Genomic DNA, 13,311 nt, shown 5'->3' with positions numbered 1-13,311 from the left:
ATGACCGTTCGGGGAGCCACGACCGTCCCCATGAATAGAGGCTGCAGGTACCTCCGGCGCGCAGGAGAGGACCGCCATGGGTAGGCACAGGGCTCCCGATGACGACGACGAGCCGTCGGACGAGTATCCCGAGTCTCAGCCGGAGGATTTCGGCGATGACGTCGGCCGTCCCGAGCCCGAGGACTTTCAGGCCGATCTTCCCCCGTACACCGGTGCTGCCTCCGGGCCGCCGCGGTACACGCCGCCCACGCCGGACGACTTCCCGGAAACACCTGGGTTTTTCGATTTCGGCGAGCCCAACGACGACAGCACAAGTGTCTTCGCGCGGCCGCAGTTGCCCGAGCCGGAGCCACCGCACGACGAACTCGAGACGCCCGACGACTTTCCGGGCTTCCCGCGACGCGATCCGGAGCCGCGGGTAGCGAGCGGACCGCCGACCGGCGGCCACCGAACCGTCCGCGAACGGCTCGGCGGCCACCGCAACGACGGCGGTCGGCGCGGCGTCAGCATCGGGGTGATCGCCGCTCTGATCGCGGTCGTCGTCGTGGTCGGCGTCGTCATCCTGTGGCGCTTCTTCGGCGACGCGCTGTCGGACCGCTCGAACAGCGCCGCCCGGTGTGTCGGCGAGAAGCAGCCGGTGGCCGTCATCGCCGACCCCTCGATCGCCGACCACGTGCAGCATTTCGCGGAGCGCTTCAACGCCATCGCCGCACCGGTCGGTGACCACTGCGTGGCGGTCAGCGTGAAATCCGCCGGCTCCGACGCCGTCGTCGACGGTTTCATCGGGAACTGGCCCGCCGAACTGGGTCAGCGGCCGGCACTGTGGATCCCGGGCAGCTCGGTATCCGCTGCCCGGCTCACCGCCGCGGCAGGCAAGGAAACCGTCACCGACAGCCGGTCGTTGGTCACCTCGCCGGTGGTGCTGGCGGTACGCCCCGAACTGCAACGCGCCCTCGGTGACCAGAAGTGGGCGACGCTGCCCGAGCTGCAGACCAAGCCCGACTCGTTGGCCGGCCTGAAGCTCCCGACGTGGGGGTCGCTGAGGCTGGCGCTGCCGCTCAGCGGCAACAGTGACGCCGCATTCCTGGCCGGCGAGGCGGTGGCGGCGGCGTCGGTGCCGCCCGGCGCGCCGCCGAGCGACGGTAGCGGCGCCGTGCGCTCGCTGATCGGCGGTCAGCCGAAGCTGGCCGACAACACGCTGAGCGCGGCGATGGATGCACTAATGCGGCCAGGCGATCAGGCGACCGCTCCGGTGCACGCGGTGATCACCACCGAGCAGCAGGTGTTCGCCCGGGGTCAGTCGTTGCCCGACGCCGGCAGCGCGCTCAGCGCCTGGCTGCCGCCGGGGCCGGCCGCGGTCGCCGACTATCCGACCGTGCTGATGAGCGGGTCCTGGCTCTCGCAGGAGCAGGTGACCGGGGCCAGCGAGTTCGCCCGGTTCATGCACAAGTCCGACCAGCTGTCCGAGCTGGCCAAGGCCGGCTTCCGCGCTGAGGGCACCAAGCCGCCCAGCAGCGACGTCACCAAGTTCGCGGCGCTCCCGTCGACGCTGTCGGTGGGCGACGACGCGATGCGTGCGACGCTGGCCAACAACGTGTCCGCCCCGGCAGGCGCTCCGGCGGCGATCATCATGCTGGAGCAGTCGATGATCACCGATGAGGGCGGAAAGACCCGGCTCGGTAACGTGGTCGACGCGCTGAACAGCCGGATCAAGGCGCTGCCACCCAACGCCGTGATCGGGTTGTGGACCTTCGACGGCAAGGAAGGCCGCAGCGAAGTGTCGGCCGGTCCAATCGGGGATCCCGTCGACGGCCAGCCGCGCTCCGAGGCGTTGACAGCGGCGCTGGAAAAACAACATGCCTCGTCAGGCGGCGCGGTGTCGTTCACCACGCTGCGCTTGATCTACCAGAATGCGCTGGCCAATTTCCACGCCGGGCAGACGAATTCCGTGCTGGTCATCACGGCCGGCCCGCATACCGATCAGAGTCTGGGCGGCGAGGGCCTGCAGGACTTCATCAAGCAGAGCGTCGATCCGGCCAAGCCGGTCGCGGTCAACGTCATCGACTTCGGGTCGGACTCCGACCGATCGACCTGGGAGGCCGTCGCGAAGCTGTCGGGTGGCAGCTACCAGAATCTTGCGTCCTCGGCGTCGCCTGAGTTGGCGACCGCGATAACCAACTTCTTGAGCTGACCTCGCGCCTCCGGCTCGGCAGACTCCAAGTCCGATTCTCCGGACTTTCTTAGGTTTTCCGACACCGGATTGCCCGCTCAGCGAGTTTGTGAATCGATTCACATAAGAGATTCGTCCAATTTCTCAGATGAAACTCAGGTAGGTTTAGCGGGCACTCGTGATGTGACATGCATCACTGCGCGGTGTTCACAAAGGAGACGATCCGCCATGCAAAACGCCCTTCGCCCCTACGCCACAGCCGGTGTCGCCCTCGTCGGCGCAAGCATGATTGCGGTGACCCCCATGGCTGTGGCACCGCTTCCCAGCGTCCAGACGCGGCCGGTCCAACTCGTGGACGCCTGGTCGACCTTGCTGACCGACACGACGGCGAATCTGACGAACATCGTCGGGCACGCCGACCCGACAGCGATCTCGGGCGTCTTCAGCGCGCTGCTGAGCAACCCGCTGGGCGTGATCGATGCGTTGACCAACCTCACGCCGACCGTCACCGGAGAACTGCCCGCGGGTATCACGGTGGAGCTGCCGCCCGGACTCGAGCTCGGAATCGCAAACCTGGGCGCCTGGGGCACCACGCTCAACGCGATCAGTGATGTTGTCGGGCAGCTGCAGAGCGACCCGTCTGGCGCGCTGAACACTCTGATCGAGGCACCGGCCACCATCTTGAACGGTTACCTCAACGGTGAAGACAACATCAGCCTGTTGAACGGCATCATCGACATCACCGGCTTCAACGGCATTCTGGCGCCGATGCAAGACGTCGGCATCAACCTCAACCTGACCAGCCTGATCGACGCGCTAGGCCTGGGAAACCTGAGCCTGACCAACCTCGATCTCAGCAACCTGCTGACTCAGCTGGGGCTGGGCAACCTCGACATCGGTGGTTTGTTCAGCGCATTGGGTTTGAGTAACGAGGGCCTCGGCACTCTGCTGGGCAACCCGACTCTGAGCTCGCTGCTCAGCGACCTCGGCTTGGGCAACCTGGGCCTGGGTAGCTTCAGCCTCACCGATATCTTGAGCAGCCTGGGTCTGGACTCCAGCCTCAACAACTTGAGTCTGGACTCCGTGCTGAGCGCATTCGGCATCGACCCGACCATCAACCTCGGTTTGAGCACCCTGCTGTCCGATCTCGGCTTCGGCAGCTTTGTCAACGAGGATCTCGGCACATTGCTGGCGTCACTGCCGAGCAGTCTGCTCAACGGCGTGGTCAGCAGCCTCAACACCGTGCTGGGTAGTGTGCTCAACCCGCTCCTCAGTAACCCACTCATCGGAGCCGAACTTTCCGCACTCCTGACCACGCTCGGCATCAATTTCAACGACCTGCTCAGCGTCAGCAGCCTCGAAACAGCATTGAACGGGATCACCGTCGGTGATTTGCTGGGCGGTCAGAGCATCGACGCGACCGTCAGCTCCCTGTTGGGAGACCTGGGTGTTTCCGTGCCGACCAGCGGCTTGACCATCGGTGGGATCCTCACCGACCTAGGCGTCAACCCCTCGACGGCCGACCTGACCCTGGGTGGCCTGCTGAACGATCTCGGCGTCGGCACCTCCGACATCACCAGCCTGCTCAACACGGTGGACCTGGGAACCCTGCTCAACGACCTCGGCATCTCCGACACGGCATTGAACTTGAGCAACCTGGGCGATCTCTCGAACCTGACCCTGGATGGCCTGCTCGGGGATCTGGGGCTGGGCAACCTGGGCACCATCAGCATCGACGGCTTCGGTGGACTGATCACCGAACTGGTCGACGTCATCCCGCAGCAGATCCTGGCGGCGCTTTAGTCGGCCTGCAGGGCGCCGGTCAGGCGAAGGACTCCACCGGCGGGCACGAGCACACCAGGTTGCGGTCACCGTAGGCGCCGTCGATGCGGCGCACCGGCGGCCACACCTTGGGCCGGAAGCCCTTCCCGAGTGGGTAGGCGGCGACTTCGCGGGTGTACGGGTGCTCCCACTTGTCGACCACCAGGCACTCGGCGGTGTGCGGCGCGCCGCGCAGCGGATTGTCGTCCACCGCCCACTCGCCGGCGCTGACCTTGTCGATCTCGCCTCGGATGGCGATCATCGCGTCGCAGAACGCGTCGACCTCGGCCAGGCTCTCGCTCTCGGTGGGCTCGACCATCAGCGTCCCCGCAACCGGGAAGCTCATCGTCGGTGCGTGGAAACCGTAGTCCGCCAGGCGTTTTGCGACATCGTCGACGGTCACACCGGTCGACTTGGTGATCGGCCGCAGGTCCAGGATGCATTCGTGGGCGACCATGCCGTTCTCGCCGGTGTAGAGCACCGGGTAGTACTCGTCGAGCCGGCGGGCGATGTAGTTGGCCGAGGCGATCGCCGTCAGAGAGGCGGCCCGCAGACCCGAGGCGCCCATCATCCTGATGTAGGCCCAGCTGATCGGCAGGATGGATGCCGACCCGTAGGGCGCCGACGACACCGGCCGACCGGACGGCAGTTCGGGCGCATAGGGGTGGCCGGGCAGGAACGGCGCCAGATGCGAGCGCGCCGCCACTGGCCCGACGCCGGGACCGCCGCCGCCGTGTGGGATGCAGAACGTCTTGTGCAGGTTCAGGTGGCTGACGTCGCCGCCGAACTTACCTGGTCGGGCCAGCCCGACCAGCGCGTTCAGGTTGGCGCCGTCGATGTAGACCTGGCCGCCGGCATCGTGCACGGCCGCGCAGATGTCGGCGATGTCGTGCTCGTAGACGCCGTGCGTCGACGGATAGGTGACCATCAGCGTCGAGAGTGCCTCGGCGTGCTCACCGATCTTGGCGCGCAGGTCGTCGAGGTCCACGTCGCCGTTGGCCCGGCATGCCACCACGACCACCCGCATCTTGGCCAGCGCGGCGGATGCCGCGTTGGTGCCGTGCGCGCTGGACGGGATCAGGCAGACGTCGCGCTGCGGTTCGCCTCGGCTGGTGTGGAAGGCGCGGATGGCAAGCAGACCCGCGTACTCGCCCTGCGATCCGGCGTTGGGTTGCAGCGACACCGCGTCGTAGCCGGTCATCTGCACCAGCCAGGTTTCCAGATCGGCGATCAATCGCCGCAGACCCTCGCTGTCAGACGCAGGTGCGAACGGGTGCTGTCGGGCGAACTCCGGCCAGGTGATCGACTCCATCTCGGCTGCGGCGTTCAGCTTCATCGTGCACGAGCCGAGCGGAATCATGCTGCGGTCCAACGCAAGATCCTTGTCGGCCAGCGCGCGCAGGTAGCGCATCATCGACGTCTCGGTCCGGTAGTTGACGAACGCCGGGTGGGTCAGAAACCGGGACGAGCGCGTCGCGATGTCGGCGGAAGCGGCGTCACCGGACGTCACACCGAACGCGTCGAGCACCGCAGCGACGTGCGTGTCCGTCGTCACCTCGTCGCAGGTCACCGAGACATGGTCGGCGTCGACCCGCCACAGGTTGATGTTGTGGGCCTTGGCCGCGGCGACCACCTCGTCGGCGCGGCCCGGCACCCGGGCCAGGACGGTGTCAAAGTACTTGTCGTGCACCAGCGCATCGCCGAGCGCGGCGGCGATGGCCTCGGCGTGACCGTGTACGCGCCGGGCGATGCCGATCAGCCCGTCGGCGCCGTGGTAGCTCGCGTACATCGCCGCCATCACCGACAGCAGCACCTGGGCGGTGCAGATGTTGCTGGTCGCCTTGTCGCGGCGGATGTGCTGTTCGCGGGTCTGCAGCGCCAGCCGGTAGGCCGGTGACCCGTCTGCGTCGACGGAGACACCGACCAGTCGGCCGGGCAACTGGCGGGCGTGTTGCGTATGCACCACCAGGTATCCGGCATGCGGGCCGCCGAATCCCATTGGCACACCGAATCTTTGAGTATTCCCGAAGGCCACGTCGGCGCCGATCTCGCCCGGCGGCGTGATCAACGTCAGACCCAGCAGGTCAGCGCCGATCGCGACCAGCGCGCCGCGGTCGTGGGCCTCGGCCACCAGCGGCGACCAGTCGGTGACCCGGCCGCTGGCACCGGGTAGCTGGGCGATCACACCGAAGAAGTCGCCGTCGGGCAGTCCGTCACGCAGGTCGGCGGTGACGATCTCGATGCCCAGCGGCTCGGCGCGGGTGGCGAGCACCGCAGCGGTCTGGGCGAAGACGTCCACGTCGACGGCCAGCTTGTGGGCATTACCTTTCACGGCGCGGTGCATCAGCGTCATCGCCTCGGCGGCGGCGGTGCCCTCGTCGAGCATCGATGCGTTCGCCACCTCGAGGCCGGTCAGGTCGGCGACCATGGTCTGGAAGTTCAGCAGCGCCTCCAGTCGGCCCTGGCTGATTTCCGGCTGATACGGCGTGTAGGCGGTGTACCAGGCCGGGTTCTCCAAGATGTTGCGGAGCAGCACCGGCGGTGTGTACGTGTCGTAGTAACCCTGGCCGATCATCGACACCGCGACGGTGTTCTCGTCGGCCAGCGCCCGCAGTTCAGCGAGTGCTTCGGCTTCGCTGGCCGCCGGTGGCAGCTCATCCAGACCGGGCGCGGACCCCGAATCGGTCAACCCGTCGAGGATTCCGGCGGGTAGAGCGCGGCGGGCCAACTCGTCCAGGGAATCGACGCCGATGACGTCGAGCATCGTTGCGATGGCGTCGCTGTCCGGGCCGATGTGCCGGTCGGCGAAAAGCGGATTGGTGTGGTCGGACACTGGCGAACTCCTGACAGAGGCAAGGAACAGGTCCTCCCCCTCTGTCGTCTACCCGAACCGGGCGCCTGAGAGATTCGACATCCGCATGTCTTTCCCCATGGGCGGGTGACCCGAGTCGGGCCACCGCTTTCCAGAGGCATCGGGGTCCGGCGCGGTCCGGGTGCCTGAGAGGTTGACGGAGAGGTATTGCTCCTTCGGCGTCCGTGGCTGGCCGCCACGAAACTCTCCCGCGCTAGAACGATGCGGTGTCGAGTTTACCCACTTGCCGCTGCCAGCGGGGCCGGCGGCGCAGAAGTTCTCCGGTCAGCCGATTTTGCGGTCGCGGTGCTTGCGCCGGGACGCCAGCTCGTCCTCCGGCGCCGCGATCGACTCGCCGCCGTCGGCCCGCTCGCCCGGAAAGTCGGCGATAGCGCCGGTCAGCTCACGCATCGCGCCGGACACCGCGATACCGAACACGCCCTGGCCGCCCTGCAGCAGGTCGACGACCTCTTCGGCGGACGTGCACTCGTACACCGTGGTCCCGTCGGAGAACAGCGTGATGTTGGCCAGATCCTGTACGCCGCGCTGGCGCAGATGATCGACGGCAACGCGGATGTTGTGCAACGAGATTCCGGTGTCGAGCAGTCGCTTGACGATCTTGAGGACGAGGATGTCTTTGAACGAGTACAGCCGCTGGCTGCCCGAGCCTGCCGCGCTGCGGATCGACGGCACGACCAGCGACGTGCGTGCCCAGTAGTCCAGCTGGCGGTAGGTGATGCCGGCGATTTGGCACGCGCTCGGCCCGCGGTAACCGACCAGTTCGTCAGGCACGGAGTCGTCCGGGAACAAACCGCCTTGCACAGGTTCGCTCGCTGCGTGGATGGCCTGATCGGCGTGGGTTGCTGCACTGTCGTCGAGCGCGGTTACCGACTCGAGATCCAGTTGATCCTCACGTGGTTGATCTCCCACGGTGCTTCCTCTCGCCGATCGCGCTCGTGACGGGCTGCCGGTTTTCCGCGTTTGCTCAATCGAGTGCTTGTGAGCATACGCTTTTCGACACGTTGTGGTGTTTCTCAAACGAACTAGAACTAATCAGTCGAAATCAAAGTATGGCGGTAGCGGCGGTGACTCAACGCTATCCAACGGGCGTGTCGAGGTCGAACTCCCAGATGAGACGTATCCGTGATGTTTGCGGCACGGCGCTGATCACGGTGTTACCGGCGTCAGGTTGCCTTGAAATCGTCGGGTGAGACGCTGTCCAGAAACTCTTTGAATTTCTCGACTTCGTCCTCGCGTACGGCGGTGGAAGGCTCTTCATCGCTCTCGTCGGGGATCAGCAGTCCAGCCTCGGCGAGCACCGCTTCCTCGACGTAAATGGGCACGCCCACCCGCAACGCGATGGCCACCGAGTCCGACGGCCGCGCCGAGACAGTGATATTGCGGTCGAAAATCAGGTCGGCGTAGAAGGTGCCTTCCTGCAGATCGACGATCCGCACCTCTTTGAGCGAATGACCAAGTGCGGCAATCAAATCCCGAATCAGGTCGTGCGTCAACGGCCGCGGCGGCTCGACTCCCTGCTGCTCGAGGGCGATCGCTGCGGCTTCGGACTGGCCGATCCAGATCGGCAGATACCGGTCACCGTTGGCCTCACGCAGCAACAGCACCGGCTGGTTCTGCGGCTGCTCGACGCGAATGCCGACGACGCGAACTTCACCCATCTGTGTCTGCCCTCCGCACCTGCTGCCATATCCAAATCACCGCCTGCTCCGACGCCGCGGCGCAAAGGTCAAGCCGCCGAACACAAGCTGTTTCCGAAGTCTAGTCCTTCAGCGATGCAGAACGTCGCGCACGGCGGACTTGATCAGCGAGGTGTGCAGCGTGATGGCGAGTGCGGCGACCTCGCGTGCGAGGTCGTCGGCGCGGTCGCGGGCACCGGTCTTCCCGGCCTTGCCGGCGTTGACGAGGGGCGCTGCGATCTGCGCGATCAGGTCGGATTGCCGGTCGGCGGCCGAGCGGAATGCGCGCAGGTGACGCGGTTCGACGCCGTAGTCGGCGAGCGCTCGCGCGCATTGCAGGATCGCGGGCGCGTGTTCGTCGAAAAAGCCGCCCGGTCCGGTGGTGATCACGCCGGCCTTGAGCAGCGCCGTCAGCAGCTCGCCGTCGACCCCCGAGCGCTGCAGCAGGTCTTCTCGACTCAGCCGGACGCGGGTTGAGGACACCGCCCCCGGGTCCACAGTCGGCTCCGACAGATCGCTGTTGCCGACCGACACCAATCGCGTTACGGCGTAAGGAGATCCGGCCAGTGGCAGCTCGCCGTCAGGCTGGGCGTCGAGCTGCGCCTTGATCACCTTGAGCGGCAGATACTGGTCGCGCTGGGCGGTCAGGATGAACCGCAGGCGCGCGCAGTCGTAGGCGGTGAACCGGCGATAGCCCGACGCCGCACGCTGCGGCGTGACGAGACCCTCGGCCTCCAAGAATCGGATCTTGGAGATCGTCACATCCGGGAAGTCCGGCCGTAGCAGGTCGAGGACCGCTCCGATAGACATCCCGCTCAGTGCGGGGGTCTCGGGCGCGGTCACTAGCTTCCGGGCCCTCCGTTATCGTCACCGACCTTGGGTCCGGTCAGGAACACCAGGCGGAATTTGCCGATCTGCACCTCGTCGCCGTTCGCCAGCACCGCAGAATCGACCGGCTCGCGGTTGACGTAGGTGCCGTTGAGGCTGCCGACATCGACGACGTGGAACTCGTCGTTGTCCAAGCGGAATTCGGCGTGCCGGCGGCTGACGGTGACGTCGTCGAGGAAGATGTCGCTGTCGGGGTGGCGACCGGCCGACGTGGTCGGCTGGTCGAGCAGGAAGCGAGAACCGGCGTTGGGTCCCCGTTTGACGACCAGCAACGCCGAACCGACCGGCAGCCCTTCGACTCCGGACACCGAGGTCTCGGCGCCCGTCTGTGCGGGAGCGTCCAGCTCATTGAGGAAGTCGGCGCGGAAGACCGATGTCGTTTCCACGGTGACTTCATCAGAGGTCTGGTCGTTGTCCTTGTCCGTCACCCGCTGCTCCTCACTGGCCGCTGCTGCGTCGTCTGGTTGGGTCTACTCGACCGGCTTCCCACCCGCTGCGACCGTCGATGTGACGACCGTACCGCGCACGGGGGCCCAATGTGCCGTCCCCCGCCGGATCGGCCGCGACATCTGATCGGGCCGGTGTTACGCCGAGCGGAGCCGATTGCCCGGCTCGCCCCCTCGCCGCGTCGCGACGCGAATCCTCGCCGAGCGAAGGAACCATAACAAGGGTCATTCGGCCAGCGTGCCGCGGTAGGTCTCCGCGTCCAGCAACTCGTCGAACGCTTTTTGCAGTGCGTCACCCTCGACCTCGAGGTCGATCAGCCAGCCACCGCCGTAGGGGTCGGAGTTGACCAGCTCCGGGCTGGAATCCAGATCGTCGTTCACAGCAACGACTTTCGCCGATACCGGTGCGTACAAGTCCGACACCGACTTGGTCGACTCCACCTCGCCGAACGCCTCGCCCGCGGTCAGGTCATCACCCACGTCAGGCAGGCGGACGAACACCACATCGCCGAGGGCCGCCTGGGCGAAGTCCGTGATCCCGACCCGGACGGTGGCGTCGCCGGTTCGCCGAATCCACTCGTGCTCGGCGGTGTAGTGCAAATCGGGTGGGGTTTCGCTCACGGTCTTCCTGTTCTGCTCGGTGTTTATTTGACGGGCTGAGCGTATTGGCGCGGTTTTGGTTGTCGCAAGGCGGTGATGTCGACCTTGTCTGCTTGCTGCACACTCATGGTGCCGCCGACGCGTTTGACGCTGTCGACCGCGCCGCCGGGGATGTTCATCGCCGCTGCCAACGTCGGTGGATCGCCAATGGCCACAATCGAATACGGCGGCATCAGGGTTTTACCGTCGACGGTCAACGAACCAGGGGTGCCCACGATCCAGGTGTCGACCCCGGCGCGCACCGCCTGGTGCACGTCGCTGATCTGGATCGCCTCGGCTCCGGCGGCTCTCAACTCGTCCAGCACGTCGAGCATCGCCTGCGGTGCCACGCCCGGCCCCGGGTCGGTGATGTGCACCGTGACACCGGGCCCAGTGGCGCCGACCGTCCCGATCAGGATCGACAGAGCAGCGAGCCGGGACTGGGCGTTCTGGATCGCCGCCTGGTCGCTGCTGCCCGAGGCCTGTAGGGCGTTCAACGACCGCTGCAGTTCGGCGACTTCGGTGTTCAGCGTGGCTTCGCGTTGGCGCAGCGAGTCCAGCAGCACGAGTAGATCGGCGGGACGGGCGGTATCCAGCGAGTCACCGGTGCTGGTCTGGCGGACCTGGGTTGCGATGGCGACGCCGAGCAGCAGGCACAGCATCACCGCCAGGGTGACGAAGACGGTGCGGCCGCGGCGCGGGGCCCCGAGGAATCCGCGGGGCTGTAATTCGCCGATCGCGGGTTGAGGCTGGTGCGGCGCCAGTTCGTGCCGGCCGTGCTGGGCCGTCTCGTGGGCGTCGTCGGGCTGTGCGGGGGTGTCGTCGGTGTCGCTCATGTCGGCGTCATCCCGTCACGCCCCGAACAGCCGGCGCCGCAGCGCTGCCGCGTTACCGAAGATGCGGATGCCGAGGACGACGATGATCGCGGTCGACAGCTGGGTGCCAACACCCAACTGGTCACCCACGTAGACCACCAGCGCCGCGACGAGAACGTTGAACACGAACGACACGACGAAGACCTTCGGGTCGAAAATGCGCTCGAGGTAAGCCCGTAACCCGCCGAACACCGCGTCGAGCGCCGCGACCACCGCGATCGGCAGGTAAGGCTGGACGACCTCCGGCACGCTGGGGTGAAACACCAGTCCCAGCACGATACCGACGACCAGCGCTGCGATACCGATCATCGGTTTTCCGCTCCCATCATGTCGACTCGCCGCATGTGCATGTCTGTACTAAGGCCCAATCTGCTTGGCGAACTTGACATCTCGGACCGTGCCCGCCGGAATCGTGAGCTGGTCTCCGGCACTCACCCTGACGCCGACACCGTACGACGCCTCCAACAGCCGCAGCCGGCGCAGGCCGGGACTGTTGTCGAACAAATCTTGCATGGAATGCGGTGGGCCGACGGCGAGAACCGCGTACGGACTGCTGATCGGGTTGTTGTCGACCAGGATCGCACCGCCTGCTTGCCGGATCGTCACGTTCGGCCCGATCCGGACCCCGCCGACGGAGATGGCCTCAGCGCCGCTGGCCCACAACGAATTCACCACCAGCTGTAGATCCCGGTCGAGGATGATCTGCCGACTGCCGGCGACCCGCTGCTTGGACACATCGGACAGGTTCGGTCCGACGCCCGGGTCGGTGACCGTCAAGCTGAGACCGGGACCGGTGACCGGGGTGCTCGCGGCTGCCAGGCTCAGCCGGTCGAGCTGGGTCAGCAGCTGCCGGCCCGCGGAGTCTTCGGCCAATGCCCGCCGCTGCACGTCGTCGCGCTGCGTCGTGAGCGCGTTGCGCCGCGCGGTGAGCTGACCCGTCGCTGCCTCCTCCGAGCGCACCCCGGCTGCCAAGACCCGTTGGGCCGCACTGACGCCCGGCGCGACGAGCCGTGCCTGCGCGACTGCCGCGGCGAACACCGTGGCCACCAGCAACGCAGCCAGCGCCTGCCAGACCCAGCCCGCTGCCCGGGCGCGACCGTTCTGCGGACCGTCGGCGTTCTCGCGCTTCGCGGCCGCGGCCGCATACCCCGGGTCCAGGTGTTCGGAGAGCAAGGCCCGCAGCAGTGAGGGCACCGGGATGCGCTGTGGTTGCCCGGCATCGTGCGCGCTCAGACCCGCATAGGGGTCGTAGCCGCCGAGCGCCTGGTCAGCCATCGGCATCCGCCTTTGTCTGCGAACGCTTTTCGCGGGGATTCGCCGGTGGCATGCTGCGCAGGACCAGCACCACCTGTATCGCGTACACCACGAAGGACCACAAGTACATGTACAGGCCCCAGATCAAAAACGCCCAGCCGCAAGCCAATACGATCCGACTCCACAGCGCGTCGAACTGGCCCAGCAGGATCAGCGGGAAGGCGGACATCAGCGCGAACGTCGCAGCCTTGCCGACGTAGATCACCGGCAGTGCGGTGATGCCGCGCGTACGCAGCAACGGAAGTTCGGCCGCCAGCAACACATCACGCACCAGCAGGATCGCGATGATCCACCAGGGCACGATGCCGCGCAGCCCGAAGGCGATCGGCGTCGTCACCATGTAGAGCCGGTCGACCGCGGGATCCAGGTACTCCCCCAGCCGCGAGCCCTGGTTCATCAACCGGGCGATCTTGCCGTCCGCCCAGTCCGACGCACCGCTGAACATCAGGATGGCCACCGCCCACCCGTCGGCATGCGCGACCAGCAAGAGGTAGAGGAAGACCGGGATCAGCGCCAGACGGATCGCGCTCAGCACGTTCGGCACGGTGAGGAGCCGGTCGTGTGCGTGCGGCCGGTTCATGGGCGGTGAGCTTACGCCCGGCGACGATGC

The 13,311-nt window shown here is 66.6% G+C and carries 12 protein-coding genes and 2 riboswitches; of the genes, 2 read left to right on the top strand and 10 right to left on the bottom strand.

Translation table 11 applies throughout. The features are described from left to right. The first annotated feature begins 76 nt into the window (after nt 1-76). Both G6N27_RS04520 and G6N27_RS04515 read left to right on the top strand, forming a co-directional pair. Complete coding sequence (locus G6N27_RS04520) at nt 77-2,191, top strand: VWA domain-containing protein (RefSeq protein WP_163775268.1); 2,115 nt, start codon at nt 77-79, stop codon at nt 2,189-2,191. Between the two features lie 282 nt (nt 2,192-2,473). Next, nucleotides 2,474-3,973 (top strand): hypothetical protein, encoded by a 1,500-nt coding sequence (locus G6N27_RS04515; protein WP_163775267.1) that lies wholly within the window; start codon nt 2,474-2,476, stop codon nt 3,971-3,973. A 19-nt stretch (nt 3,974-3,992) separates the two neighbouring features. Here G6N27_RS04515 and gcvP read toward each other — a convergent pair whose 3' ends face one another. The 10 genes from gcvP to G6N27_RS04465 all read right to left on the bottom strand — a co-directional run bounded on the left by gcvP (nt 3,993) and on the right by G6N27_RS04465 (nt 13,281). Then, the gene (gene gcvP, locus G6N27_RS04510) at nt 3,993-6,824 is read right to left on the bottom strand and encodes an aminomethyl-transferring glycine dehydrogenase (RefSeq protein ID WP_163775266.1); all 2,832 of its coding nucleotides are present in this window, start codon (nt 6,822-6,824) and stop codon (nt 3,993-3,995) included. Between the two features lie 31 nt (nt 6,825-6,855). Further along, nucleotides 6,856-6,966: riboswitch (glycine riboswitch) on the bottom strand. Then, nucleotides 6,967-7,064, bottom strand: a riboswitch (glycine riboswitch). Nucleotides 7,065-7,127: 63 nt separating this feature from the next. Further along, the gene (locus G6N27_RS04505) at nt 7,128-7,772 is read right to left on the bottom strand and encodes a MerR family transcriptional regulator (protein WP_163775265.1); all 645 of its coding nucleotides are present in this window, start codon (nt 7,770-7,772) and stop codon (nt 7,128-7,130) included. Nucleotides 7,773-8,026: 254 nt separating this feature from the next. Continuing rightward, nucleotides 8,027-8,521 (bottom strand): bifunctional nuclease family protein, encoded by a 495-nt coding sequence (locus tag G6N27_RS04500; RefSeq protein ID WP_085195536.1) that lies wholly within the window; start codon nt 8,519-8,521, stop codon nt 8,027-8,029. 108 nt (nt 8,522-8,629) lie between these two features. After that, on the bottom strand, nt 8,630-9,382 hold the full coding sequence (gene ftsR / locus G6N27_RS04495) for a transcriptional regulator FtsR (RefSeq protein ID WP_163775264.1): 753 nt from the start codon (nt 9,380-9,382) through the stop codon (nt 8,630-8,632). Then, on the bottom strand, nt 9,382-9,855 hold the full coding sequence (gene garA / locus G6N27_RS04490) for a glycogen accumulation regulator GarA (RefSeq protein ID WP_163775263.1): 474 nt from the start codon (nt 9,853-9,855) through the stop codon (nt 9,382-9,384). Before garA ends, ftsR begins: the two co-directional genes overlap by 1 nt. A 243-nt stretch (nt 9,856-10,098) precedes the next feature. Continuing rightward, on the bottom strand, nt 10,099-10,494 hold the full coding sequence (gene gcvH / locus G6N27_RS04485) for a glycine cleavage system protein GcvH (RefSeq protein WP_163775262.1): 396 nt from the start codon (nt 10,492-10,494) through the stop codon (nt 10,099-10,101). Nucleotides 10,495-10,517: 23 nt separating this feature from the next. Next, on the bottom strand, nt 10,518-11,348 hold the full coding sequence (locus tag G6N27_RS04480) for a DUF881 domain-containing protein (protein ID WP_163775261.1): 831 nt from the start codon (nt 11,346-11,348) through the stop codon (nt 10,518-10,520). Between the two features lie 15 nt (nt 11,349-11,363). Beyond that, nucleotides 11,364-11,696 (bottom strand): small basic family protein, encoded by a 333-nt coding sequence (locus G6N27_RS04475; protein ID WP_163775260.1) that lies wholly within the window; start codon nt 11,694-11,696, stop codon nt 11,364-11,366. Between the two features lie 48 nt (nt 11,697-11,744). Continuing rightward, nucleotides 11,745-12,668 (bottom strand): DUF881 domain-containing protein, encoded by a 924-nt coding sequence (locus G6N27_RS04470; protein WP_163775259.1) that lies wholly within the window; start codon nt 12,666-12,668, stop codon nt 11,745-11,747. After that, nucleotides 12,655-13,281, bottom strand: a complete 627-nt coding sequence (locus tag G6N27_RS04465) for a CDP-alcohol phosphatidyltransferase family protein (protein WP_163775258.1) — start codon at nt 13,279-13,281, stop codon at nt 12,655-12,657. Before G6N27_RS04465 ends, G6N27_RS04470 begins: the two co-directional genes overlap by 14 nt. Nucleotides 13,282-13,311 lie beyond the last annotated feature (30 nt).

It is taken from the genome of Mycobacterium cookii, from assembly GCF_010727945.1.
In the GTDB taxonomy this organism is placed as follows: Bacteria; Actinomycetota; Actinomycetes; order Mycobacteriales; family Mycobacteriaceae; genus Mycobacterium; species Mycobacterium cookii.
The sequence above is the reverse complement of the archived record's forward strand: the minus strand, read 5'-3'. Positions and strand labels throughout refer to the sequence as shown.

What these genes read in the sequence shown, in the direction of transcription:
- G6N27_RS04520 (WP_163775268.1), top strand. Translation starts at nt 77, where the DNA reads ATGGGTAGGCACAGGGCTCCCGATGACGACGACGAGCCGTCGGACGAG.
- G6N27_RS04515 (WP_163775267.1), top strand. Translation starts at nt 2,474, where the DNA reads ATGGCTGTGGCACCGCTTCCCAGCGTCCAGACGCGGCCGGTCCAACTC.
- G6N27_RS04500 (WP_085195536.1), bottom strand. Translation starts at nt 8,521, where the DNA reads ATGGGTGAAGTTCGCGTCGTCGGCATTCGCGTCGAGCAGCCGCAGAAC.
- G6N27_RS04480 (WP_163775261.1), bottom strand. Translation starts at nt 11,348, where the DNA reads ATGAGCGACACCGACGACACCCCCGCACAGCCCGACGACGCCCACGAG.
- G6N27_RS04475 (WP_163775260.1), bottom strand. Translation starts at nt 11,696, where the DNA reads ATGATCGGTATCGCAGCGCTGGTCGTCGGTATCGTGCTGGGACTGGTG.
- G6N27_RS04470 (WP_163775259.1), bottom strand. Translation starts at nt 12,668, where the DNA reads ATGCCGATGGCTGACCAGGCGCTCGGCGGCTACGACCCCTATGCGGGT.
- G6N27_RS04465 (WP_163775258.1), bottom strand. Translation starts at nt 13,281, where the DNA reads ATGAACCGGCCGCACGCACACGACCGGCTCCTCACCGTGCCGAACGTG.